Below are 24,242 nucleotides of genomic sequence, written 5' to 3'. Positions count from 1 at the left end.
GCCAGCGTTATCGCTGGCTTTTTTTTGCCTGAAATTCGACCACAAAAAACCCGCCGATTGGCGGGTTCTTGATGGGCACTCAACTCACAGCAGGAATATTGTCGCCAGCCCGAGGAAGATGAAGAAGCCGCCGCTGTCGGTCATGGCGGTGATCATCACACTGGCCCCCATCGCAGGATCTCGCCCAAGCCGCGCCAGCGTCATCGGAATCAAAACCCCCGCCAACGCCGCCAGCAAAAGGTTAAGCGTCATGGCGGCAGTCATCACCACCCCCAGGGACCAACTGCCATACAGCAGATAGGCGACGATACCGATCACGCCCCCCCACACCAGCCCATTGATCAAACCGACGGCCAACTCTTTGCGCATCAGGCGCGAGGTGTTGCCGGTGCTCACCTGATCCAGCGCCATGGCGCGAACGATCATGGTGATGGTCTGATTGCCCGAGTTACCGCCGATACCCGCAACGATCGGCATCAATGCCGCCAGCGCCACCAGTTTTTCGATGGAGCCTTCGAACAGACCGATCACCCGGGAGGCGAGAAATGCGGTGATCAAGTTGACCGCCAGCCAGGCCCAGCGGTTGCGCAGGGATTTCCAGACCGAGGCGAAGATGTCTTCTTCTTCGCGCAGACCCGCCATGTTGAGCACTTCGTTTTCGCTCTCTTCACGAATCAGGTCGACCATTTCATCGATGGTCAGACGGCCGATCAACTTGCCGTTCTTGTCGACCACAGGGGCCGAGATCAAGTCGTAACGCTCGAATGCCTGAGCCGCGTCGTAGGCGTCCTCGTCCGGGTGAAAACTCACCGGGTCGCTGGCCATGACTTCCGAAACCTGTTTTTCCGGATCGTTGACCAGCAAACGCTTGATCGGCAGCACGCCCTTGAGCACGCCGTCGTTGTCGACCACAAACAATTTGTCGGTGTGGCTCGGCAATTCCTTGAGACGACGCAAATAACGCAAAACCACTTCGAGACTGACGTCCTCACGGATGGTCACCATCTCGAAGTCCATCAGCGCACCGACTTGCTCCTCGTCATAGGACAACGCGGAGCGCACACGCTCGCGTTGTTGAGTGTCGAGGGTTTCCATCAGCTCGTGGACGACGTCTCGCGGCAGCTCGGAGGCCAGGTCAGCGAGTTCATCGGCGTCCATGTCCTTGGCCGCAGCCAGGAGCTCGTGATCGTCCATGTCGGCGATCAGGGTTTCACGAACCGAGTCGGATACTTCGAGGAGGATGTCGCCGTCGCGATCAGCCTTGACCAGTTGCCAGAGCGTCAGACGGTCGCCCAGCGGCAAGGCTTCAAGGATGTAGGCAACGTCGGCGGAGTGCAGATCATCGAGCTTGCGCTGCAGCTCGACGAGGTTTTGCCGGTGAACCAGGTTCTCGACCCGGTCGTGATGCGGACCTTCCTGGCGATGAGTCAGGTCTTCGACCACGCGCTGGCGCTGCAGCAGCTCAATGACTTGAGCGAGGCGGTCCTGCAAGCTTTCTTGTGTTTTCTTTACTTCAACATCGGACATAGGCGAACTCCACTCCCAGCAGCGGGGCACGCCGGAAGGATCAATCAGTCAATTCATGATTGGAAAAACGGGATACTGAGTAACTACTGGGTAAGTCCATGGAGGTATTCCACAAGCCCCGGCGGGGCTGACGGGCGCAATGATACACCGCCCGGCGGTTTTAAACGTTAAAAAATCGTGGCTGAAACAAGCGGTTGCAAGACAAAGCTGAGTGCAGTCCTGATCTCTCCAACTGCGACGACTCATTCTGAAAAGAAAACACACCACCGTTGAAAAATGCAGCGACTACCCTTTGGCTTGGACCGTCATGGAGGACGCCAAATGCCATCTCATTCACATTATTTTTTGCTGACCATCCAGCTCTGCCTGCCACTCTGTCTGCACGCACAGACAATTCACCGCTGCGAAGCCGATGACGGGCGCATTACGTTCACCACCTTGAGTTGTACTGCCGGAGAAAACCTCTCGCTGCAGGATGTCCGCGCACTCCCTCCAAGCAGCACAGCGGCTGTCATGCCGGGAGCCGACAATCGCGAAAAATCCGACACGAAAGTAAAAAGAAGAGAACCGACCATTGTCGGCAAGACCGAGGATAAATGTGGAAACCTGATCAGTGCCAGGGAGCGGCGTGAAGCGATCATCAACCAACGGGTCATCGCCGGCATGAGCCAGCAGGACGTCGAGAGCGCCCTTGGCAAGCCAGACAAGGTCAGCGTTCGCAATTCAGCCACGAGCTACCGCTACGACACCAAGCGAGGTCGTAGCGCAAACGTGGAGTTTGATGAGAAAGGATGCGCCAAGGGAAAAGCCAAATCCCAGACGGCAAAAAGCCCGCGTTAAACGCGGGCTTTTTGGTGTTTGGTGCACTCGACAGGATTCGAACCTGTGACCGCTCGGTTCGTAGCCGAGTACTCTATCCAGCTGAGCTACGAGTGCATTTGTGTTTTTAGACCAGATCACAACTGGTTGAAGCCAAGTCATTCACATTACTGCAACTGACTCTTAAATGGTGCACTCGACAGGATTCGAACCTGTGACCGCTCGGTTCGTAGCCGAGTACTCTATCCAGCTGAGCTACGAGTGCATTTGTTGCCGCGCATTATAGGCCGTTTAATCTCTATGTAAAGCACTTTTTCTAGTAATTTCAAACACTTACCGAAAAAGCTAGATTACAACGTACTACGCAAATAATGGCGGAGAACGGGGGATTCGAACCCCCGACACCCTTTTGAGGTGTACTCCCTTAGCAGGGGAGCGCCTTCGGCCACTCGGCCAGCTCTCCGCAACACGGGGCGTATATTAACCAGCTTCTTCCCCGTTTGCAAACATAAAAAACGATAAAAATTAATGGCTTGGTTCTTCGTCCTTCTCTTTCTTTATACGCAGGTAAATTTCCTCACGGTGGACCGCAACCTCTTTCGGGGCGTTGACACCGATGCGCACTTGATTTCCTTTAACGCCGAGCACGGTCACGGTGATTTCGCCATCACCAATAATCAGGCTTTCTGCGCACCGACGAGTCAGAATCAGCATACCTTTCTCCTCACGCATTTCATTTCAGGGACAACAGTCTGCAAAAAAAAGGCACTCGACCTACAACCTGAACGATCGCAGCCTTACATGCCTGAGTATTGACCAGCGCGAGCAAAAGAACAGTTCCTGGGTCGCGCCATTCAAAAAAGACAAAGGGCGCGGTCAGACCGCGCCCTTTGGCAAAACGCATCACTCGCCCTGTCGGGCCGGCGCGTCCAGTTCGAAAGCTGTGTGCAGGGCGCGCACAGCCAGTTCCAGGTACTTCTCTTCGATCACCACGGAAACCTTGATTTCAGAGGTCGAGATCATCTGGATGTTGATGCTTTCCTTGGCCAGGGATTCGAACATGCGGCTGGCCACGCCTGCGTGGGAACGCATGCCGACGCCGACGATCGAGACCTTGGCGATCTTGATGTCGCCAACCACTTCACGGGCACCGATCTCGCGAGCCGTGTTTTCCAGAACGGTCTGTGCGGCCTGGAAGTCATTGCGGTGTACGGTGAAGGTGAAGTCGGTGGTGTTATCGTGCGCGACGTTCTGCACGATCATGTCGACTTCGATGTTCGCGGCACTGATCGGGCCGAGAATCTTGAACGCCACGCCCGGGGTGTCTGGCACGCCACGGATGGTCAGCTTGGCTTCATCGCGGTTGAAAGCGATGCCGGAAATGATCGGCTGTTCCATGGTTTCCTCTTCATCAATAGTAATGAGGGTGCCCGGACCCTCCTTGAAGCTGTGCAGTACGCGCAGCGGAACGTTGTACTTGCCGGCGAATTCCACCGCACGGATCTGCAACACCTTGGAACCGAGGCTGGCCATTTCCAGCATCTCTTCAAAGGTAATCTTGTCCAGGCGCTGAGCCACGGATACAACACGCGGATCGGTGGTATAGACGCCATCGACGTCGGTGTAGATCTGGCATTCGTCAGCCTTCAAGGCTGCCGCCAGCGCCACACCGGTGGTGTCCGAACCGCCACGACCGAGGGTGGTGATGTTGCCGTGCTCGTCGACGCCCTGAAAACCGGCGACAACCACGACACGACCCGCCTTCAGATCACCGCGAATCTTCTGGTCATCAATCTGCAAGATCCGCGCTTTATTGTGCGCACTGTCCGTCAGAATCCGCACCTGATTGCCGGTGTACGACACCGCTGGCACGCCGCGCTTGATCAGCGCCATCGCCAACAGCGCAATCGTCACCTGCTCACCCGTGGAGACGATCACGTCCAGCTCGCGCGGAACCGGCTGGCCGTCGCCACTGATTTTCTTGGCCAGATCGATCAGACGGTTGGTTTCGCCGCTCATTGCAGACAGCACAACCACCAGGTCATCGCCGGCATCGCGGAATTTCTTAACCTTGTCGGCGACCTGCTCGATTCTCTCGACAGTACCGACTGAGGTGCCTCCAAATTTCTGTACGATCAAAGCCATTTCAAAGCCGCCTCAGCCCATGAAGGGCGCCCAAATAATCACTCAAACAGCGTTGTGGCCCGCCACTAGACTGCGGGCCGCATACACTGCCTTATAAACCCTGCTCAACAAATGGAACGGTCAGGGCCAATGCGGCATCCAGTGCGCCAGCGTCAGTACCACCGCCCTGCGCCATGTCTGGACGACCACCGCCCTTCCCGCCCACTGCCGCAGCGGCTTGTTTCATCAAATCACCGGCTTTGAGTTGGCCAGTCAGGTCTTTGGTTACGCCTGCAACCAGAACGACCTTTTCCTCATGGACACTGCCGAGCAGGATCACTGCGCGGCCGAGTTTGTTTTTCAGTTGATCGACCAGCGCCAGCAGCGCCTTGCCGTCCTGACCGTCCAGACGCACGGCCAGCACTTTCACGCCCTTGACGTCCAGAGCGGAGGCTGACAAATCGTCGCCCGCCGCGCTGGCAGCCTTGGCCTGCAACTGCTCGAGTTGCTTCTCCAGCAGACGGTTGCGCTCCAGCACAGCCGACAGCTTGTCGATCAGGTTGTCGCGGCTGCCCTTGACCAGGTTAGCCGCTTCCTTGAGTTGTTCTTCCGCAGCGTTCAAGTATGCCAATGCCGCAGCACCGGTGACCGCTTCGATACGACGTACGCCAGAGGCTACACCGCCTTCGCTGATGATTTTCAGCAGGCCGATGTCGCCGGTACGGTTGGCGTGGATACCGCCGCACAGTTCGACGGAGAAATCGCCGCCCATGCTCAGTACGCGCACGTTGTCGCCGTACTTCTCGCCAAACAGCGCCATGGCGCCTTTTTTCTTGGCGGTTTCGATGTCGGTTTCTTCGGTTTCAACTTCGGAGTTCTTGCGAATCTCGGCGTTGACGATGTCTTCCAGCGCCTTCAATTGCTCAGGCTTGATGGCTTCGAAGTGGCTGAAGTCGAAGCGCAGGCGCTGACTATCGACCAACGAGCCTTTCTGCTGGACGTGATCGCCCAGCACCTGGCGCAGTGCGGCGTGCAGCAAGTGAGTCGCCGAGTGGTTCAACGACGTGGCGTGACGCACCTCGGCATCAACATGAGTCTCGACCGGCGCACCAATGGTCAGGCTACCCGAGGCCAGCACGCCGTGATGCAAGAAAGCGCCACCGGTTTTGGTGGTATCGCGTACGTCGAAGCGTGCGTTGCCGACCTGAAGGTAACCGCAGTCGCCAATCTGACCGCCGGATTCAGCGTAGAACGGCGTCTGGTTCAGTACGACCACACCTTCTTCGCCTTCGCTGAGTACGTCGACCGACTGGCCATCTTTATAGAGACCAACGACTTTCGCCGAACCTTTAGTCGCTTCATAGCCGGTGAATTCGGTGGCCACGTCAACCTTGACCAGGCTGTTGTAGTCCATGCCGAAGGAGCTGGCCGAACGAGCACGGACGCGCTGGGCTTCCATCTCGCGCTCGAAGCCTTCTTCGTCGATGGTCAGGCTGCGCTCACGAGCGATGTCACCTGTCAGGTCCATCGGGAAACCGTAGGTGTCGTAGAGTTTGAACACCACGTCGCCCGGTACCACGTTGCCTTTGAGTTCGGCCAGATCCTGCTCGAGAATTTTTAGGCCCTGCTCCAGGGTCTTGGCGAATTGCTCTTCTTCGGCTTTCAAGACGCGCTCGATGTGCGCCTGCTGGGATTTCAGCTCAGGGAACGCTTCGCCCATTTCAGCAACGAGGGCTGCAACGATCTGATAGAAGAAACTGCCTTTGGCGCCCAGTTTGTTGCCGTGACGGCAGGCGCGACGAATGATCCGGCGCAGCACGTAGCCACGGCCTTCGTTGGATGGCAGCACGCCGTCGGCAATCAGGAAGCCGCACGAACGAATGTGGTCGGCTACGACTTTCAGGGAAGCCTGATTGTCGTTGGTGCAACCGATGGCCTTGGCCGATGCGCTCAGCAGGCTCTGGAACAGGTCGATTTCGTAGTTCGAGTGAACGTGCTGCAGCACGGCACTGATCCGCTCCAGGCCCATGCCGGTATCAACCGACGGTGCTGGCAACGGGTGCAACACGCCATCGGCGGTGCGGTTGAACTGCATGAAGACGTTGTTCCAGATCTCGATGTAACGGTCGCCGTCCTCTTCCGGCGAGCCCGGTGGGCCGCCCCAGATGTCGGCGCCGTGATCGTAGAAAATCTCGGTGCAAGGACCGCACGGGCCGGTATCGCCCATGGTCCAGAAGTTGTCGGAAGCGTAAGGCGCGCCCTTGTTGTCGCCGATGCGAACCATGCGCTCGGCCGGAACGCCGATTTCCTTGGTCCAGATGTCGTACGCCTCGTCATCGCTGGCGTAAACGGTGACCCAAAGCTTTTCCTTGGGCAGGTTCAGCCACTTTTCGGAGGTCAGGAAGTTCCACGCGTAGGTGATCGCGTCGCGCTTGAAGTAATCACCAAAGCTGAAGTTACCCAGCATTTCGAAGAACGTGTGGTGACGAGCGGTATAACCGACGTTTTCCAGGTCGTTGTGCTTACCGCCGGCGCGCACGCATTTCTGGCTGGAGACCGCGCGGGTGTACGCGCGCTTTTCCTGGCCCAGGAAGCAGTCCTTGAACTGGTTCATCCCCGCGTTAGTGAACAGCAGGGTTGGGTCGTTGCCCGGAATCAAAGAGCTGGAGGCTACACGGGTGTGGCCTTGCTCTTCGAAGAAGCGAAGGAAGGCTTCACGGATTTCTGCGCTTTTCATTAGGTTCTTCCACGGAGGCTGCGGCCAAAGGCCTGTGCGAAACGTCAACAGACGAAGCGACGGCAAAGGGCCGCATTATATCGGCCCAGCGCGCGGGGTACAGCGTGTTTATACGATAGAAACGGTCAATTGGACCGCTAACGCGATCAGTTGCAAGAAAAGTCGACGAATGTCGCGACGACCTGCTCGATTTGAGCACGGCTCACGTCCATGTGCGTAACCATTCGCAAGCGACCTGCCGCGCTCAGCTTGATGCCGCGTTCGCCGGCAAACGCCTTGATCGCCTCAGCCTTGTCGCCCATCTGCACATAGACCATGTTGGTCTGCACCGGCTCGACTTCGTAACCCGCCGCGCGCAGACCCTCGGCCAACAATTGAGCATTGGCATGGTCATCGGCCAGGCGCTGGACATTATTGTCCAGGGCATACAGCCCCGCCGCCGCCAGAATGCCGGCCTGGCGCATGCCACCACCGACCATCTTGCGCAGACGGCGTGCCTTGCCGATCAATTCGGCGGAACCGCACAGCACCGAACCAATCGGCGCGCCCAGACCTTTGGACAGGCAGACCGAGACAGAATCAAAATACTGAGTGATCTGGCGCGCATCAACACCCAATTTGACGGCCGCGTTGTACAACCGGGCACCGTCGAGGTGCAAGGCCAGGCCATGTTCCTGGGTGAAGCTGCGGGCCCGCGCCAGATACTCCAGCGGCAAAACCTTGCCTTGCATGGTGTTTTCCAGCGCCAGCAAGCGCGTGCGGGCGAAGTGGAAATCGTCCGGCTTGATCGCGGCCGCCACGTGGGCCAGGTCCAGCGAACCGTCGGCCTGCACCTCCAGCGGTTGGGGCTGGATCGAACCGAGCACAGCCGCGCCGCCACCTTCGTACTTATAGGTGTGAGCTTGTTGCCCGACGATGTATTCATCGCCGCGCTCGCAGTGAGCCATCAGGCCCAGCAGGTTGCTCATGGTGCCCGTCGGCACGAACAGCGCAGCGGCGAAACCCAGGCGTTTCGCCAGTTCGGCTTCCAGACGATTGACCGTCGGATCCTCGCCATAAACGTCGTCACCGGTGGCCGCGTTGGCCATCGCGTCGAGCATCCCTGCGGTCGGTTGGGTGACGGTGTCGCTGCGAAGATCGATAACGCTCATGAATCTGGCCTCGGTAAGCAGGGGAAAATCCCTTTCAAGATGGAAGTACTGCGGTCATGAAGATGAATAATCAACCCTTGGGCACGGAAAAGACCCGCCTTATCAGTTAAAAACTCGATATCAATCATCAGAAAGCAGCGGTGCGCAGCCCACAAATATGTGTTAAAAACGCTTCGCCGCCAAACAATCTGGCGGCAAAAACGTTCTCAGGGCGGGGTGCAACTCCCCACCGGCGGTAATTGCGCGCAATGCGCATAGCCCGCGAGCGCTTGGCGACAGGCACGGCAATGGCTGTGCTGGCGACAAGGTCAGCAGACCCGGTGTGATCCCGGGGCCGACGGTCATAGTCCGGATGAAGAGAGAACGGGATTGGCGCCAAAGGGCCGCCCGCAGGCATTCGTGCGAGCGTGCGTACCCTTAAATCCCATTCGATTCATATGCCCTGTTTTATACATAAACAGGAGTCAGAACATGCAACCCACCGCAATCGATAGCAAAAGCAAAAACCATCAGGGCGAGCGCGTTGCGTTCATCCAGGCCTGCTGGCACAAGGAAATCGTCGATCAGAGCCGTAAAGGCTTCGTCACCGAAATGATTGCGCAGGGTTATCAGGAGTCGGACATCGATTTCTTCGAAGTCGGCGGCGCCTTTGAAATTCCATTGCACGCCAAATTGCTGGCCAAGTCCGGTCGATACGCCGGCATCGTCGCTGCCGGCCTGGTGGTTGATGGCGGGATCTACCGTCACGAATTCGTCGCCCAGTCGGTGATCAGCGGCCTGATGCAGGTTCAGCTGGAAACTGAAGTGCCGGTGTTCTCGGTGGTATTGACCCCTCATCACTTCCATGCCGGCGAAGAACATCAGAAGTTCTTCTTCGAGCATTTCGTGCATAAAGGCCAGGAAGCGGCGAAGACGTGTGCCGATACGCTGCACAAGATGCGTGCGTTGCGTCGCACCGAGCCGCGCGCCTTAGCCGTCTAGTCGTATGATCGTTCCCACGCTCTGCGTGGGAATGCCTCTATGGACGCTCTGCGTCCGCTTCGGCAGGGGACGCGGAGCGTCCCGGGCTGCATTCCCACGCGGAGCGTGGGAACGATCATTGCGCGAAAGTCAGGCGAGGTTTTCGTCGGTGGCGGGCACGATCAGGATGCCGGCACGCAGGCCGTTCTTGACCTTGGGGTTGGGGAAGATGATCCGGGCGCCCTGCTCTTCGATGATCCAACGGGTCTGGGCGATGTCTTCGGCCAGCACGTAACCCACATCCAACTCCGAAAAATTTTCAATGTCCGCTGGCAGGTTCAAGCGAAAGCTATCGCTGTGCTTGATGATTTCCCGGGCCACGCTAAACAGCTGCAAACCATTGAGGTCTTCATCCGCCAGCGTGGGTTCGTTGCCTTCGATAATCTGTTGCAGACGCTTTTCCAGCAGCGAAACGTTAACCCCTTCGTTCTGCCCGAACGGACGCGCCTTGCCCAACTCAAGGGTAAAAGACTCGGCACCGAGCTTGTCGTAGGTGTAGGAGCTGAAGACGATGGACGGTTTGTTCTGCAGCAACACCGCTTCCATGCCAGCGGCGCGCAGGCGAGCCAGCTCCAGGCGTGAATGCTGGCGACCTTCCTTCCACGGGTACAGCGCGAACTGCTCGATTTTCGAGCCACGGATCGCGGTATGCAGGTCGTAATGCAGACGGTTACGGTCCGGCAAGCTGAAGAAACTGGCAGCCAACCGCTCAAGCTCGCAGGCGCGCAGGGCTTCGGAACCGCTGGTTTGTTCGTGACGGCCATTGAACAGCCGATTGACGTCCTGCTCGACGAAACGCTCGCCTTTGCGAATGGCTTCCGGGTTACCGAACAGGAACAGAATACGGGCGCGCGGCTTGAGATCGCCGCGGGCAATGTCGTGCAACAGCCGATCGAGCAACTCGATCGGCGCTGTTTCATTGCCATGGATACCGGCTGACAGCAGCAGGTCCAGGCCATTGTCGCGAGCCTCAGGCGGGCGGACTTCCAGCGCGCCTTCGCTCAACCAGCGCATGCGCACGCCTTCGACAGTCAGTTGAGTCTTCTCTGCCGGTTCGCGGCCGGCGAGGGTCAGTTCAAGCAGTTTGCCGAGGGCGAGCATAGAGCGGTTTCCTTAGTGGTCGTGTGCGCAATCCGGGCCGTGCACGTGGTCTTCGTCACCGACTTCAGCCGGTTCCATTTCCAGTTGCAGACTTACCAGATTAGTCGCCAATGGGCGCAGCAGCAGGTTAGCGTATTCGGCATCACCCTCTTCAACGTCCACGCCGATCAGCAGCTGGCCGCGGCCATCTTGCTGGATCCACAGCTCTTTGCCTTGCCACATGACCGCGACGCGGGTGCAGGAAGTTTCCAGTTGCGTGCCGTCGGTGTCTTCAAGGATCAGCTGCAGGGTATCGCTCATGTCTTTACGCTCTCGACTTTCAATTAATCTGGAATGGATAAACCGCGCCCAGTTTAAGGATTTGCGTCAGTTCATCCAGTGCCGTCCGGCACTCAAGCAGCAATTGCGGGTCCGCGAGATCGTTTTCGGTCATGCGGTCGCGGTAGTGCTTGTCGACCCATTCGGTCAGGGTGCCGTACAACGGTGCCGTCATAATAACCCCTGGATTGACGGCCGCCAGTTCGGTTTCATTCAAAGCGACGCGCAAGCGCAGGCAAGCCGGGCCACCGCCGTTTTGCATGCTTTGCTTCAGGTCAAAAACCTTCACTTCGCGAATCAGGCCGCCGGAGCTGGTCAAGCTTTGCAGGTATTGCCAGACACGCTCATTGCCACGGCACTCTTCCGGCACGATCAACAGCATCGATCCATCAGGACGCGTCAGCAACTGGCTATTGAACAGGTAGGAACGAACGGCGTCTTCGACGGTTACGGCGGAACGCGGCACGCAGATTGACTGGAATTTGCCGCCGACCTTGGCCAGTTTGCTTTGCAGTTCGGCGAGCATCTGTTCGGTGTCGAGGAACGCGTCCTCGTGATAGAACAGCACCTCGCCGTTACCCACCGCGATCACGTCGTTGTGGAAAACGCCCTGATCGATCACCGAAGGGTTCTGCTGGGCGTAGACCACACCGCCCTCGCTCAGGCCGTGTAGACGGGCCACCGCTTGCGAGGCTTCGAGGGTCTGGCGCGCCGGGTATTTCTGCGGTGCCGGGTAACGAGTGTCGAACGCGCTGCGACCGAACACGAAGAATTCGACGCCGGCTTCACCGTATTCACGGCAGAAGCGCGTGTGGTTGGCAGCGCCTTCATCACCAAACTGCGCCACGGCCGGCAATGCGGCGTGGTGAGCGAAGTGCTTCTGGTCAGCGAACATGGCGCCCAGCACTCGGCTGGTCGTCGGGTGCTCGATGCTGCGGTGGTATTTGCAATTGAGGTTGGCAGCGGTGAAATGCACGCGACCGTCGGCCGTGTCGGCACTCGGGCTGACCGTGGCAGCGTTGGCTACCCACATGCTCGACGCCGAGCAACTGGCGACCAGCAACGGCATCGCGTCTTTCGCCGCCTGCTCTATCACTTGTGCGTCGGTGCCGCTGAAACCCAAGCGGCGCAGGGCGGCGACGTCTGGACGTTCTTGCGGTGCCAGAACGCCTTGCTGAAAGCCCATTTCCATCAGCGCTTTCATCTTCGCCAGGCCTTGCAGCGCGGCTTCCTTGGGGTTCGAAGATTGCTGGCTGTTGCTCTGGGACGCTACGTTGCCGTAGGACAGGCCGCCGTAGTTATGGGTCGGCCCCACTAGACCGTCAAAATTGACTTCATAGGATTTCATCAGCGAGGCTCCACGAGAATCTGTTGTTATAGGCTTCAGTAACTGTTCAGTGCGACCGGGTCGCGGCCTTCGCCAGCAGGCTGGCTCCCACAGTGATTGGGGTAGTACACAAAATGTGTGAACACCAACGAACCTGTGGGAGCCAGCCTGCTGGCGATGGGCGTTACGCCATCTTCACGCCTGGCGTGAGAGCGGCAGGCAACACCAGGCTCGGGGTTTCCAGCGATGCCACCGGGTACGCGCAGTAGTCTGCGGCGTAGTAGGCGCTGGCGCGGTGGTTGCCCGAGGCCCCGACACCACCGAATGGCGCGCTGCTTGCTGCACCAGTCAGTTGCTTGTTCCAGTTGACGATACCGGCGCGGCTTTCCAGCCAGAACTGCTGATAACGCGCTTCGGAATCGGACAGCAAACCGGCCGCCAGGCCATATTGGGTGTCGTTGGCTTCTGCGATCGCCGCCTCAAAGTCAGCGTAGCGGATCACTTGCAGCAATGGACCGAACAGCTCTTCATCTGGGCGATCGACCACGGCCGTCACGTCCAGGATGCCGGGGGTCAGCAACGCGGCTTGCGCCTGAGGCTGAGTCATTTCCAGCAGCGCCACGGCGCCATTGGCCATCAACTGTTCCTGCGCATCCATCAGGGCTTTGGCAGCGCCCAAGGAAATCACCGAACCCATGAATGGCGCCGGTTGCTTGTCGAAGGCTCCAACCTCAATGGTCGAACTGACCTCCACCAAGCGTTCCAGCAACGAATCGCCCCAGGCACCTTGCGGCACCAGCAAGCGGCGCGCACAGGTGCAACGCTGGCCAGCAGAGATGAAGGCCGACTGAATGATGGTGTAAACAGCGGCATCAAGGTCTGCCACTTGATCGACCACCAGCGGGTTATTACCACCCATTTCCAGCGCGAGGATCTTGTCTGGACGACCGGCAAATTGCTGGTGCAGGTGGTTGCCGGTACGGCTCGACCCGGTGAAGAACAAACCGTCGATCCCTGGGTTCGCCGCCAGGGCGATACCGGTTTCACGAGCGCCTTGCAGCAGGTTCAGCACGCCGGCCGGCAGGCCCGCTTCGATCCAGCATTTGACCGTCAGCTCGGCGACTTTCGGGGTCAGCTCGCTCGGTTTGAACAGCACGCTGTTACCGGCCAGCAGCGCCGGAACGATATGACCGTTCGGCAAATGGCCAGGGAAATTGTAAGGACCAAACACCGCGACCACGCCGTGTGGCTTGTGGCGCAATACGGCAGTGGCGTCGCCCAACGGGCCGCTCTTCTCGCCGGTACGCTCGCGGTAGCTTTGCACCGAGATCGCAATCTTGTTGACCATGCTGGTCACTTCAGTTGCCGATTCCCACAGCGGCTTACCGGTTTCTTCGCCGATGCAGCGCGCCAGTTCGTCAGCGTTATTTTTCAGTGCCGCGGCAAAGGCCTCAAGCACGGCAATGCGTTCGTCCAGGGTACGACGGGCCCAGCCCGGGAACGCCTGACGCGCGGCTTGCACGGCGGATTCAACCTGAGCGGCGGTTGCGCCCTCGCCGGCCCACAACACTTGCTGGGTGACCGGGTTCAGCGATTGGAAGGCTTCGCCCTGACCGGCCAGCCACTCACCTGCGATGTATAGCGAATTCATTATTTCGACTCCCGAGCAGCAGACAACGCAACGGCGCGCACTTGATCGCCGGCGTTGAGTTGAAGGCGTTTGGCGGTCAGCGGATCGACCACCAACGTACCGGCGGCGAGACGTGCTGGCGCGGCGGTGATCCGGCAGTCTTCGCGCTTGCGGTTGTGAATCAGGAAAGGCGTCGCGTCGTCACCCGGCGTGCCGATGGCCAGCACCAGTGCCTGGCTGTCGCGCACCGCACGGATCTTGCCGGTTTCGCACTCGACCGCAGGGCCGGCGTCGAAGATGTCGACGTAGCCTTGATAGCTGAACCCTTCGCTCTTGAGCATCGCCAGGGCCGGCTCGGTGTCCGGGTGAACCTGGCCGATGACATTGCGCGCATCCGGCGACAGGAAGCAGGTGTACAGCGGGAATTTAGGCATCAGTTCGGCGATGAACGCCTTGTTGCCCACGCCGGTCAGGTAATCGGCCTGGCTGAATTCCATTTTGAAGAAGTGACGACCCAGGCTTTCCCAGAACGGCGAGCGCCCCGCTTCGTCGGACACACCGCGCATCTCGGCGATGATCTTGTTACCGAACAGCTGCGGGAACTCGGCGATGAACAGCATCCGCGCCTTGGCCAGCATGCGGCCATTGAGGCCCGTGCGGTAATCGGCGTGCAGGAACAGCGAGCACAATTCCGAATTGCCGGTCAGGTCGTTGGCCAGGAACAGGGTCGGAATCTCGCGGTAGATATTCAGCTCTTGCGAGGCACTGACCGTGAGGCCAACCCGGAAGTTGTACCAAGGCTCACGCAGGCCGACAGCGCCGGCGATGGCGGAAATGCCCACCACGCGCCCGTTATCGTCTTCGAGTACGAACAGGTAGTCCGCATCGCCCCGCCCGGCTTCGCCGCGAAAGGTCTTCTCGGCCCAGCCAACCCGGTGGGCCAGACGCTCTTCATTGGCCGGCAACGTAGTCAGGCCGGTGCCGGTACTGCGGGCCAGGTCGATCAGAGCGGGTAAATCGCTGCTGCGTACGGGACGAACGATCATGCTATCTCCTCAAACGGGTCGCTTGCGCCACCCGCGAAACACTGTTGCTTACTAGGCATTCTTTCCAGGCATAGCAGCAGGCGTTAAACCGCCACCAGGCGCACGCTGGCACCTTCACCGACGCCCAAGGCTTCGGCCGCTTCCAGATCCAGGGTCACGGGTTTGCCTGGCGCGTAATCGAGCTCAAGCAACACGGCGCGGTAATCCTGCAACTGGGCGTTGGCCACCAGGTACTGACGACCGACACCTTTGACCGCCTCGCCGATTTTCACTGGCACCACACGGCTCTGGGCGATGGAACGAATCCCCGAAACACGGGCATGCAAGGTTGGACCGCCGTCGAAAATGTCGATGTAGTGATCGGTCTCGAAGCCTTCGCGCATCAGAATGTCGAAAGTGATTTGCGCACGAGGGTGCACCTGGCCCATCGCTTCTTGAGCGGAGTCCGGCAGCAGCGGCACATAAATCGGGTAATGCGGCATCAGCTCAGCCAAAAACGTCCGGCTCTTCAGGCCGCACAGGCGCTCGGCTTCAGCGTAGTTGAGGTCGAAGAAGTTGCGACCGATGGCATCCCAGAACGGCGAGTCGCCATTCTCATCGCTGTAGCCGACGATCTCGGTCACCACGGAATCGGCAAAACGCTCCGGATGGCTGGCCACGAAGAGCAGACGTCCACGGGAGTTGAGCTCCGCCCAAGGCGACCCAACCAGCTCGCGCTGCACGTAGAAACTGGTCAGTAAGCTGTTGCCGGTCAGGTCGTGGCACTGGGAAAGCACGTGAATCTTGTTATGAATCTTCAACTCGCGGGAGGCGTGCACGAAGGTTTCATTACGAAAGCTGTAGAACGGCTCGGAATAACCGGCCGAGGCAACGATCGCCGAGCAGCCGACCAGTTTGCCGGTGGCCGTGTCTTCAAGGACGAAGAAATAGCTCTCTTCGCCATTGAAGCTGACTTCGGCGGCGAACGAGGCTTCGCTTGCTGCGATCTTGTCGCTCAGGCGTTCAACGTCATCCGGCAAGGAAGTGACACCAATCGGGCTGTCCGCAGCCAGACGCTGTACCTCGCCCAGATCAGCCATTTGCGCGGGGCGCATCACCAGCATGGTGTCACTCCTTAATCTCAGAACTTACAGAAGAAAAAATCCCGGGCCATCCCTGAAACAACTCAGAGTCAACTGTGGGAGCTAGCCTGCTAGCGATATCGTCCTGTCAGGCAACAATGATGTTGGCTATCAGGCCCTCATCGCTAGCAGGCTAGCTCCCACACTTTTGATCCAGCCCGAAACAAAAATTTGGATCGACGCCTGAACTGTCAGGCGTCGAAGGGTCTATCAGGCTTGCGTCAATTTGGCGGCAGCGCGTTCGAAGCGGTCCAGGCCGGCATCGATATCCGCGTCTTCAACCACCAGGCTTGGCGCGAAGCGAATCACGTCAGGGCCGGCTTGCAGAATCATCAGGCCTTCACGTTCGGCGGCGTTGAAAATGTCCTTGGCCTTGCCCTTCCAGGCATCGCTCAGCACACAGCCGATCAGCAGGCCCAGGCCACGCACCTGAGTGAACAGGCCGTACTTCTCGCCGATCTGCTCAAGGCGCGCCTTGAACTTGTCGTGCTTGGCATTGACGCCGGCTAGCACTTCAGGGGTGTTGATCACGTCGATCACCGCTTCAGCGACAGCGCACGCCAGCGGGTTGCCGCCGTAAGTGGTGCCGTGAGTGCCGACGACCAGGTGTTTGGCCAGGTCTTCGGTGGTCAACATGGCTGCGATCGGGAAACCACCGCCCAGGCTCTTGGCACTGGTCAGGATGTCCGGGGTCACGCCGTAATGCTGGTAGGCGAACAGCTTGCCGCTGCGGCCCATGCCGGTTTGCACTTCGTCGAACACCAAAAGCGCGTTGTGCTCGGTGCACAGATCACGGGCGCCTTGCAGGTAAGCCAGTTCGGCCGGCAACACGCCGCCCTCGCCCTGGATCGGTTCCAGCACCACCGCGCAGGTCTTGTCGGAAATGGCCGCTTTGAGCGCCGCCAGATCGTTGTACGGCACGTGGGTGATGCCGGTGATTTTCGGACCGAAGCCGTCGGAGTACTTCGACTGGCCACCGACGTTCACGGTGAACAGGGTACGGCCGTGGAAGCTGTTCAGCGCGGCGATGATTTCGTACTTCTCTGTACCGAAACGATCGAAGGCGACGCGACGGGCCAACTTGAAAGCGGCCTCGTTGGCTTCGGCACCGGAGTTACAGAAGAACACGCGCTCGGCAAAAGTAGCGTCGATCAGCTTATGGGCCAGGCGCAGGGCCGGCTCATTGGTGAACACGTTGGACACGTGCCACAGCTTGTTCGCCTGCTCGGTCAAGGCACCGACCAGCGCAGGATGCGCGTGGCCCAATACGTTAACGGCAATCCCGCCGGCGAAGTCGATCAGCTCGCGGCCGGACTGGTCCCAAACGCGGGAACCGGCGCCACGCACAGGGATGAATGCGGCAGGCGCATAGTTGGGAACCATTACCTGGTCAAAATCGGCGCGTTCTACCGCAGCGTGCTCAACGGACATCGGAGTCTCCTGATGAGGAACACTCGCCGGGAACTGGCGAGCTTGGTGAGGATTGTAAGGACAGTTTTCAGCCCGGCCTTGCCGCCAAGCGACAACTTCTTATAGCGCAAACCCCGGTTTTTCCCGGGTTTACGGCAATGCGACATATAGGGTCGCAAAGGCGCAGTTTAAACCGCCGGCACAGGTTATAGGCAGGCTTGTCGAGCGGTGCGGTAAATATGTACCGCACACGGTGCTTCATCGTTTGTTTTGCTTGGCGTCCATCCAGCCGCTAAGGGAATAGCGCATGAATCAGCAAGAACCGGAACCAATGGCTCAACCAGACGCGCATTTCCAACATGCGTTCAATAATCTGCCCGACTGGGTGTTGAAAGCATCACCGGCAACACGAGGCGCATTGAAAAGCGCTCCACTGGCAGCGCCTGAATGGCACACCACTGCCACCCGCGAACAGCTGCTGTCATTGAAAACCGCCAGCGCGCAACACTGGACTCAGCGCAACAAGCTGGAGTCGATGCTGGATAAACTGCAAAGCGCCCGAGACTTTGCCGAACCGCTCCTGAGTAATGCGTTAAAGAGTCGCTTCGGCCTGGAGCTGGACGTCAGGACAACCTTCCTGCGCCTGTACATCCCGCAAACCACGCCGTGGTTCGCGATCAAAACCGGTGCGGCACGCACCTGGACGGTTTCTCTACTGGATGCGGCGCTGCACAATTTTGAGGATTCGGAGACCGCGGCGCAGGCTTATGAATCCGCCTCGACGTTCATCACCAAACCTTCGCCCACCGGGCAATTCGATACGTTGCCGACGATCAAACGCCAACTGTCCATTCAGGACTTCACCCGCTTGTGCAGGGAACTGGATATCGGCGCCCAGTACGAGGCGCACCTCAAGGACAATCTGGGGTTTACCAACCCGGTGGCCGGCGCGGTATTGAAGGCGAGTGTCATCGCCACGCACAAGGCGGCCCTTCGCTCCGCACTGCAACTGGCTCACGCTCGCGAAGACCTGCCAGCCGATGCGTATCGTTCGATACTCGCGATCGTCGAGGGCCGCAAAAACGTAATGCTCGGCAACTGGCGACTGCACGCCCATGATCTGAAAGTGATGTCCTCAGCGCTGACCGGGATCGTCATTTTTGCGCCGCGACTCGATCTCAAATCGCAAGCATCGCGGATCATCGTTTACATTCCCGACGACCCGGAACATCCGCTCAAACAGTACCCCGACACCCTGTCGTTCATGGCGGACCTGACTCGCAAACTGCGCTCCCCCGACTACCAAACCTTCTTCAGCCGTTTTGTCGATCATGGGCAACGGGGTGATTTTTTCGCCGACCTCAACCGTCGACTCAGCGGCGTGACCTGGCATGAGCACACACGCGGCGACCCACGGCCAAGCTGGCGCGATACACCCATCGACAAGCCGAACCTGCAGTTTTCGCTGAGCCCGATCAATAGCTGCCTGTGGATTCACCTCTATCAGCAACAACTGAACAAAATCCTCAATGACGCACGCACCCTCGCGGTCTCGACCGCCAGTGCCGACCGAAACGCACGATGGGCAGCGTGGGACGCCTTCAGCCGTGTCGCCCAATCGATTCTTGAAGCGGCATCGTTCGTTGCGTTGCCTTTTGTGCCTTTCCTGGGAGAGGTGATGCTGGCCTACATGGCTTATCAGGTCCTCGACGAAACCTTTGAAGGCATCATCGATTGGGCCGAAGGTCTGAAAACAGCAGCCTTCGAACAACTGATGACACTTGTCGAAACTGTGGTTGAAGTGGGCGCATTCGCAGTCGGCGGCGCCATGGCGGCGGGGGCATTCAGTCGTCTGCTGTCTCGCGAAACCGTGGCGTTGCTGTCGCCGCTCAAAGCAGTCGATACCCCGACAGGCAAAACCCGATACTGGAAGCCGGACCTGACACCGTACGAACAATCTGTCGATCTGCCCACTGCCGCCACACCCGATCACCTGGGCTTGTATCAGCATCAGGGCAAAACGCTGCTGCGCCTTGAAGGCAAACGCTATTGCGTCAATCCGAACAGTGAAACAGCGCAGTTTCAGATTGAGCATCCGCACCGACCCGATGCCTATCAGCCGCCCCTGCGGCACAACCGGCATGGCGCCTGGCAGACCACTCTGGAGCAACCGCTGACGTGGGACCGGGAAACCGTGATGCGCCGCCTCGGTCACAGCGTCGAGTCGCTCAGCAATACAGAACGCGAACAGATCCTGCAGATCAGCGGCTTCCACGACAATGTCCTGCGCGAGACGCATGTCGAGAACCAACGCCCGCCTTCCCTGCTGACCGACACCATCAAACGCTTCAAAATCGACCGCGATATTCAGGCCCTCGTCGAGCAGCCCCTTAGCGATCACCCCGATCTTTACCAAGCCCTCAACCAGCGCAAATCGTTGTTCGAATCGCGCTACCGTCTTCTTGAAAAAACCGACGACCCACACGTTCAACTCGTGCTCGGAAGCGCCCAAGGTTTACCGACAGACATCGCACAAGAACTGGTGAGTAACACAACCGGCACCGAGCTGATGCAACTGGAGAATGGTCGTGTGCCTCAGCGTCTCAAGGACGTGGCGGCGAAAGCCATGGAAGCGGTGCGCGGCGCCCGGGCGTTTGAGGGATTTTATCTCGAAGGCATGGACACGGCGGACACCCATCGACTGGCATTGCATAGTCTCGAGTCGATACCCGGTTGGCCGCTCGGACTGCACATCGAGGTCAGGGAATATTCCCCTGAAGGCACCTTGCGCGACAGCATCGGCCAGGAGGACGCCACACTCGTCAGAACACTGGTGCACGCAGATGACGGCAGTTACCAGGTCCATGAAGTCTCTGATGTGCCCGTCGATTTCTATCACGCCATTCTTCAGGCACTGCCGGATTCCGGGCGCACGACGCTGGGCTTTTCCGTTGAAGACGGCTTGGCTTTCAAACGGCACATCGCCGGGCACGCCCAGAACCAACCGGGTCTACGTAGCGTGTTTGCGAAAAATCCGCACCGAAAACCTTACTATGACCCGACGACCATGCGCCTGCCGGGCGGGGCTGATGGTTATGGTCGCGTTGACCCCAATTCACCCTCGCTCGATGACAGGGTGCGCGAGGTGTATCCCGACCTTGCTCCACAGGAACTGCGGACGCTGGTCACTCGCTTGCAGCAACATCCTGATGGCGCTCGCGTCGAGCTGACCCGCCTGAGCCGCGAACTGGTACGACTGCATCAAGACCTGCACCAATGGGTTAAAGAGGCGCCCACCATCCACCCTGAAACCAGGCTTGCGCTGACGGACCTGGAACAACAGGTCGAACAGCACAATCGTCAATTGCTGGCCCAGGAAATCCAGCGCAGCTGGCGTCGACAATCAGACCCAGACCTGGACGCGCCAGACATCGGCCCCCGTTACGCGTTGCGTTTCAATGAGCCGATCCTGGGCGATCTGCCGACGCTGACGGCGGACTTCAGCCATGTCTCACTGCTGGCGCTTGAAGGCCGTCGAGCGGAACAAGGTATTCACGGTTTCCTGCAGCGTTTCACTCAGTTGCGCCGCTTGGAATTGCGCCGTTTCACCCTGACCACACTGCCCGACGCCATCCCCAAAATGGCCAACCTCGACGCATTGGTGCTCAACGATTGCGCCATCAAGTTTGACGGCCTCACCTGGTCAAAACTGTCCCCGCTGAAAAAACTGATGATGCTGGACCTGCACCGAAACCCTTTCGATACAGTTCCCAACATCGACTCGTTTCCAGAACTCGTGCACCTGGACCTGAGCGAAACAGGCTTGATCGACATCCCCGGCAGCGCGCTGCGTCACCCGAAACTCGACGCGCTCCTGTTAATGAACAACGCCATCACCGAATTGCCGCCCGGTTTTTTCGACAGTTCGCTGTACGACAAACGCGGTGTGCATCTGTCATCAAACCCGCTGACCGACAGGGCACGGCAACTCATCAAACTTCATTACCTGGAAACCACCTTCGACCTGGGCGTCAATGCCCCAGACGCCGACATTCAGCGCGTCAGGACGCTTTACCCGGGCCGGGACATCGAACGAGCCAGCGAGTTTGTCTACGATTTTCCGGGCACACTGGAAGATGGCCGCATAGAGCTGACCCGTCTGGAAGCGGAGCTCGCTCGGCTAAGCAATGATCTGGCAGCCTGGACCGCTGACCTGCCGCCCCTACACCCACTGACCGGCGAACCGTTCAATGCGTACCAATTGTTTGCCGAACATGCCAACCGCGACGAATTCGTGAGAGTGCTGGAGCGATGCTGGCGGCAAGAGTCCGAACTGGATGATTTCAATGATTCGCTTGAGCCTATGTATGAGCTTGTCTTCGATCAGCCCATCCATGGAGAACTGCCATCACTGAGTGCCGACTTCAGTCATGTGTCCGCACTGGAACTGCGAAGCGCCGATGGCGTGACTCAGGTCGGGCGTTTCCTGGAGTCCTTCCCCAACCTGAAAAGCTTGAGGCTGCGTGAATTCGACATCGCCGACATTCCCGAAGCGGTATTCAAGATGGGTCAGTTGCGCTCACTGTCATTGCCCGACTGTCGCGTCAGCCTGTCCGCCTACTCGGTAAACGCATTGGCCGGAATGGAACAGCTCGATTATCTCGACTTGGGCCTGAACCCACTGGCGCGCACACCGGACTTGAGCCAAATGACCGATCTTGCGACCGTTCTACTCCCGAAAACCGGTATTACGACAATACCCAACGGCCTGTTTTCGCTAACCCAACTGGATTGGGCGGATTTAAGCGATAACGCAATCACCGACATCCCGAGCGACATCATGGAATTGCCCTTGGAAGTCGCGGAAACCATAAATTTACGGGGCAATCCGTTTACCGAAGAAGCGCTGCTACGACTGATCAGCCATTTCGAAAACACCGGCCTGGATTTCGGCGTGGAAGAGGTGATCAATCGAGGCGAGATGCAAATGTCGTCCACGGAAGGGTCCGAAATAGACGAATAAATTCGCCGTCAGCCTCGTTCCGACGGCACCGACGACAACTCGAACGGGCTGCTGCTGCGCCGCTGGTTGCGATCTTCCCGCGGCGTGGCGCCGAAGAAATTGCGGTAAGCGCTGGAGAAATGCGGCCCCGACGAGAAGCCACACGACAAACCGATCTGGATGATCGACTTGCTGGTTTGCATCAACATTTGCCGGGCCTTGTTCAGGCGCAGCTCCAGGTAGTACTGGCTCGGCACGCGGTTGAGGTATTGCTTGAAGATCCGCTCCAACTGCCGACGGGATACGCACACGTGCTGGGCGATTTCGTCGGTGGTCAGCGGCTCTTCGATGTTGGCTTCCATCAGCAACACGGCTTGGGTGAGCTTCGGATGGCTGGAACCGAGACGGTTCTGCAGCGGAATACGCTGGCGCTCGCCGCCCTCGCGGATGCGCTCGACCACCAGCTCTTCGGAGACCGCACCGGCCAGTTCGGCACCGTGATCACGGGCCAACACCGCCAGCAGCAAGTCGAGCACCGACAAGCCACCGCACGCGGTCAGGCGATCACGATCCCAGTCGAACAGATGACTGGTGGCGATGACTTTCGGGAAACGTTCGGCGAAATCGTCTTGCCAGCGCCAATGCACGGCGGCGCGGTAGCCATCGAGCAAACCCAGTTGAGCCAACGGGTAGACACCGGCCGACAAACCACCAATCACACAACCGGCTCGCACCAACTGCTTCAACGAACTGCTGAGCGGCGGCGCGAGTGCGGTCGGCGGCTCATCGGCGAGCAAAAACAGTTTCTGGAAATTTTCGAGCTTGCCGGCCCACGGTTCACCCGGCAATTGCCAGGCGCCTTCGGTCGGCGGTTCGGCCTGCAAAAACGAGAGTTCGTAGACAACGTCCGGGTGCACACGCTGGGCAACACGCAAGGCCTCCTCAGCCAGCGCAAGCGTCAGTGCTTTAGTGCTGGGCCAAATCAGGAAACCAATTCGATGGGCAGTCATGGCGGGCAATCCGAAACGAAAACAGTGTTAGAAGCCGAAAGCGGCTGCAACCAAATTAGACCATCTGGCGCGCGGTGCGCAGCATGACCTAATTTGGTGCGTAACGGGAGCGATTACTTGAGGCTACCCGAGAGGAATTGTTGCAGACGTTCGGACTGTGGATTGACCAGCACCTCACGCGGGTTACCGCTTTCCTCAACGACACCTTTGTGCAGGAACACCAGCTGGTTCGACACTTCACGGGCAAAACCCATTTCGTGCGTGACCACCACCATGGTCCGGCCTTCTTGTGCCAGGGCCTGCATCACCTTCAACACGTCGCCGACCAGTTCCGGGTCGAGGGCGGACGTCGGTTCGTCGAACAGCATCACCTCAGGTTCCATCGCCAGCGCACGGGCAATCGCCACGCGCTGCTGCTCGCCGCCGGACATGTGGCCCGGATAGGCATCCTTGCGGTGGCCCACGCCTACTTTGTTCAAGTAGTGCTCGGCTTTTTCACGGGCTTCAGCCTTGGACATGCCAAGCACGTGGACCGGCGCTTCCATGATGTTTTCCAACGCGGTCATGTGCGACCACAGGTTGAAATGCTGGAACACCATCGACAGGCGCGAACGCATGCGTTGCAACTGTTTCGGGTCGGCGGCCTTCAGGGCGCCATCCTTGTTGGCGACCAGTTTCAGCTCTTCGTTGTTGAGCAGAATCTTGCCCGCGTGCGGCTGCTCAAGCAGGTTGATGCAACGCAGGAAGGTACTTTTGCCGGAGCCACTGGAGCCGATGATGCTGATCACATCGCCAGCCGCCGCTTTCAGGGACACGCCCTTGAGCACTTCGTGACTGCCATAGCGTTTATGCAGGTCTTGGACTTCAAGTTTGTACATGCGGTCGGTTCTCACAAAAAC

General features: G+C 58.8%; 17 protein-coding genes, 3 tRNA genes and 1 riboswitch. Of the genes, 3 read left to right on the top strand and 17 right to left on the bottom strand.

From position 1 onward, the window contains the following. Window positions 1–84: 84 nt before the first annotated feature. A complete protein-coding gene (gene mgtE, locus ACM6I0_RS01115) occupies window positions 85–1,527 on the bottom strand; it encodes a magnesium transporter (RefSeq protein WP_285433832.1) in 1,443 nt (480 codons plus the stop codon). Window positions 1,528–1,848: 321 nt separating this feature from the next. On the opposite strand from mgtE, the gene ACM6I0_RS01110 reads away from it, so the two are divergent. Continuing rightward, window positions 1,849–2,367, top strand: a complete 519-nt coding sequence (locus ACM6I0_RS01110) for a cell envelope protein SmpA (RefSeq protein WP_285433831.1) — start codon at window positions 1,849–1,851, stop codon at window positions 2,365–2,367. 19 nt (window positions 2,368–2,386) lie between these two features. Here ACM6I0_RS01110 and ACM6I0_RS01105 read toward each other — a convergent pair. From ACM6I0_RS01105 to ltaE, 7 genes are all read right to left on the bottom strand, one after another. After that, window positions 2,387–2,463 (bottom strand) — tRNA-Arg (locus tag ACM6I0_RS01105). Between the two features lie 71 nt (window positions 2,464–2,534). Next, window positions 2,535–2,611, bottom strand: a tRNA-Arg gene (locus ACM6I0_RS01100). 107 nt (window positions 2,612–2,718) lie between these two features. Further along, a tRNA-Ser gene (locus ACM6I0_RS01095) sits at window positions 2,719–2,809 on the bottom strand. A gap of 62 nt (window positions 2,810–2,871) precedes the next feature. Further along, window positions 2,872–3,060 (bottom strand): carbon storage regulator CsrA, encoded by a 189-nt coding sequence (gene csrA / locus ACM6I0_RS01090; RefSeq protein WP_002554426.1) that lies wholly within the window; start codon window positions 3,058–3,060, stop codon window positions 2,872–2,874. A 189-nt stretch (window positions 3,061–3,249) separates the two neighbouring features. Continuing rightward, on the bottom strand, window positions 3,250–4,491 hold the full coding sequence (locus ACM6I0_RS01085; RefSeq protein WP_059404889.1) for an aspartate kinase: 1,242 nt from the start codon (window positions 4,489–4,491) through the stop codon (window positions 3,250–3,252). 91 nt (window positions 4,492–4,582) lie between these two features. Further along, window positions 4,583–7,207, bottom strand: coding sequence for an alanine--tRNA ligase (alaS, locus tag ACM6I0_RS01080; protein WP_414921282.1), 2,625 nt, complete (start codon window positions 7,205–7,207; stop codon window positions 4,583–4,585). Between the two features lie 146 nt (window positions 7,208–7,353). Continuing rightward, window positions 7,354–8,358, bottom strand: coding sequence for a low-specificity L-threonine aldolase (gene ltaE / locus ACM6I0_RS01075; RefSeq protein WP_285433827.1), 1,005 nt, complete (start codon window positions 8,356–8,358; stop codon window positions 7,354–7,356). A 198-nt stretch (window positions 8,359–8,556) separates the two neighbouring features. After that, a riboswitch (FMN riboswitch) is annotated at window positions 8,557–8,727 on the top strand. 102 nt (window positions 8,728–8,829) lie between these two features. Here ltaE and ACM6I0_RS01070 point away from each other — a divergent pair. Further along, window positions 8,830–9,339, top strand: coding sequence for a 6,7-dimethyl-8-ribityllumazine synthase (locus ACM6I0_RS01070; RefSeq protein ID WP_285433826.1), 510 nt, complete (start codon window positions 8,830–8,832; stop codon window positions 9,337–9,339). 129 nt (window positions 9,340–9,468) lie between these two features. Here the strand turns inward: ACM6I0_RS01070 and astE are convergent, their stop codons facing one another. From astE to ACM6I0_RS01035, 7 genes are all read right to left on the bottom strand, one after another. After that, window positions 9,469–10,479 (bottom strand): succinylglutamate desuccinylase, encoded by a 1,011-nt coding sequence (astE, locus tag ACM6I0_RS01065; protein ID WP_285433825.1) that lies wholly within the window; start codon window positions 10,477–10,479, stop codon window positions 9,469–9,471. Between the two features lie 12 nt (window positions 10,480–10,491). After that, window positions 10,492–10,779, bottom strand: coding sequence for a hypothetical protein (locus ACM6I0_RS01060; protein WP_033056735.1), 288 nt, complete (start codon window positions 10,777–10,779; stop codon window positions 10,492–10,494). Window positions 10,780–10,798: 19 nt separating this feature from the next. Then, window positions 10,799–12,145, bottom strand: coding sequence for an N-succinylarginine dihydrolase (gene astB, locus ACM6I0_RS01055; protein ID WP_090187104.1), 1,347 nt, complete (start codon window positions 12,143–12,145; stop codon window positions 10,799–10,801). Window positions 12,146–12,308: 163 nt separating this feature from the next. Beyond that, window positions 12,309–13,778, bottom strand: coding sequence for a succinylglutamate-semialdehyde dehydrogenase (gene astD / locus ACM6I0_RS01050; protein ID WP_285433938.1), 1,470 nt, complete (start codon window positions 13,776–13,778; stop codon window positions 12,309–12,311). Next, the gene (gene astA, locus ACM6I0_RS01045) at window positions 13,775–14,800 is read right to left on the bottom strand and encodes an arginine N-succinyltransferase (protein ID WP_285433820.1); all 1,026 of its coding nucleotides are present in this window, start codon (window positions 14,798–14,800) and stop codon (window positions 13,775–13,777) included. The genes astD and astA overlap by 4 nt, the downstream gene beginning before the upstream one ends. A gap of 83 nt (window positions 14,801–14,883) precedes the next feature. Beyond that, window positions 14,884–15,903, bottom strand: coding sequence for an arginine/ornithine succinyltransferase subunit alpha (gene aruF, locus ACM6I0_RS01040; RefSeq protein ID WP_090187112.1), 1,020 nt, complete (start codon window positions 15,901–15,903; stop codon window positions 14,884–14,886). 228 nt (window positions 15,904–16,131) lie between these two features. After that, window positions 16,132–17,352 carry an aspartate aminotransferase family protein gene (locus tag ACM6I0_RS01035; protein ID WP_140667446.1) on the bottom strand — a complete coding sequence of 407 codons (1,221 nt, stop codon included), beginning with the start codon at window positions 17,350–17,352 and terminating at the stop codon, window positions 16,132–16,134. Window positions 17,353–17,638: 286 nt separating this feature from the next. Between ACM6I0_RS01035 and ACM6I0_RS01030 the strand changes: the two genes are divergently transcribed. Then, a complete protein-coding gene (locus tag ACM6I0_RS01030) occupies window positions 17,639–22,354 on the top strand; it encodes a dermonecrotic toxin domain-containing protein (RefSeq protein ID WP_414921281.1) in 4,716 nt (1,571 codons plus the stop codon). Between the two features lie 8 nt (window positions 22,355–22,362). Here ACM6I0_RS01030 and ACM6I0_RS01025 read toward each other — a convergent pair whose 3' ends face one another. Together ACM6I0_RS01025 and ACM6I0_RS01020 are read right to left on the bottom strand one after the other, a co-directional pair. After that, complete coding sequence (locus ACM6I0_RS01025) at window positions 22,363–23,343, bottom strand: GlxA family transcriptional regulator (RefSeq protein ID WP_414921280.1); 981 nt, start codon at window positions 23,341–23,343, stop codon at window positions 22,363–22,365. Between the two features lie 113 nt (window positions 23,344–23,456). Next, complete coding sequence (locus ACM6I0_RS01020) at window positions 23,457–24,221, bottom strand: ABC transporter ATP-binding protein (protein WP_007943885.1); 765 nt, start codon at window positions 24,219–24,221, stop codon at window positions 23,457–23,459. Between the last annotated feature and the right edge of the window lie 21 nt (window positions 24,222–24,242).

The organism is Pseudomonas sp. IT-P294 (genome assembly GCF_949767865.1).
Lineage (GTDB): Bacteria > Pseudomonadota > Gammaproteobacteria > Pseudomonadales > Pseudomonadaceae > Aquipseudomonas.
This window is presented reverse-complemented; position numbering and strand designations above follow the sequence as displayed.

Excerpts from the sequence above, each read along its gene's own strand:
- mgtE (WP_285433832.1), bottom strand. The coding sequence starts at position 1,527 with ATGTCCGATGTTGAAGTAAAGAAAACACAAGAAAGCTTGCAGGACCGC.
- ACM6I0_RS01110 (WP_285433831.1), top strand. The coding sequence starts at position 1,849 with ATGCCATCTCATTCACATTATTTTTTGCTGACCATCCAGCTCTGCCTG.
- csrA (WP_002554426.1), bottom strand. The coding sequence starts at position 3,060 with ATGCTGATTCTGACTCGTCGGTGCGCAGAAAGCCTGATTATTGGTGAT.
- ACM6I0_RS01085 (WP_059404889.1), bottom strand. The coding sequence starts at position 4,491 with ATGGCTTTGATCGTACAGAAATTTGGAGGCACCTCAGTCGGTACTGTC.
- alaS (WP_414921282.1), bottom strand. The coding sequence starts at position 7,207 with ATGAAAAGCGCAGAAATCCGTGAAGCCTTCCTTCGCTTCTTCGAAGAG.
- ltaE (WP_285433827.1), bottom strand. The coding sequence starts at position 8,358 with ATGAGCGTTATCGATCTTCGCAGCGACACCGTCACCCAACCGACCGCA.
- ACM6I0_RS01070 (WP_285433826.1), top strand. The coding sequence starts at position 8,830 with ATGCAACCCACCGCAATCGATAGCAAAAGCAAAAACCATCAGGGCGAG.
- astE (WP_285433825.1), bottom strand. The coding sequence starts at position 10,479 with ATGCTCGCCCTCGGCAAACTGCTTGAACTGACCCTCGCCGGCCGCGAA.
- ACM6I0_RS01060 (WP_033056735.1), bottom strand. The coding sequence starts at position 10,779 with ATGAGCGATACCCTGCAGCTGATCCTTGAAGACACCGACGGCACGCAA.
- astB (WP_090187104.1), bottom strand. The coding sequence starts at position 12,145 with ATGAAATCCTATGAAGTCAATTTTGACGGTCTAGTGGGGCCGACCCAT.
- astA (WP_285433820.1), bottom strand. The coding sequence starts at position 14,800 with ATGATCGTTCGTCCCGTACGCAGCAGCGATTTACCCGCTCTGATCGAC.
- aruF (WP_090187112.1), bottom strand. The coding sequence starts at position 15,903 with ATGCTGGTGATGCGCCCCGCGCAAATGGCTGATCTGGGCGAGGTACAG.
- ACM6I0_RS01035 (WP_140667446.1), bottom strand. The coding sequence starts at position 17,352 with ATGTCCGTTGAGCACGCTGCGGTAGAACGCGCCGATTTTGACCAGGTA.
- ACM6I0_RS01030 (WP_414921281.1), top strand. The coding sequence starts at position 17,639 with ATGAATCAGCAAGAACCGGAACCAATGGCTCAACCAGACGCGCATTTC.
- ACM6I0_RS01025 (WP_414921280.1), bottom strand. The coding sequence starts at position 23,343 with ATGACTGCCCATCGAATTGGTTTCCTGATTTGGCCCAGCACTAAAGCA.
- ACM6I0_RS01020 (WP_007943885.1), bottom strand. The coding sequence starts at position 24,221 with ATGTACAAACTTGAAGTCCAAGACCTGCATAAACGCTATGGCAGTCAC.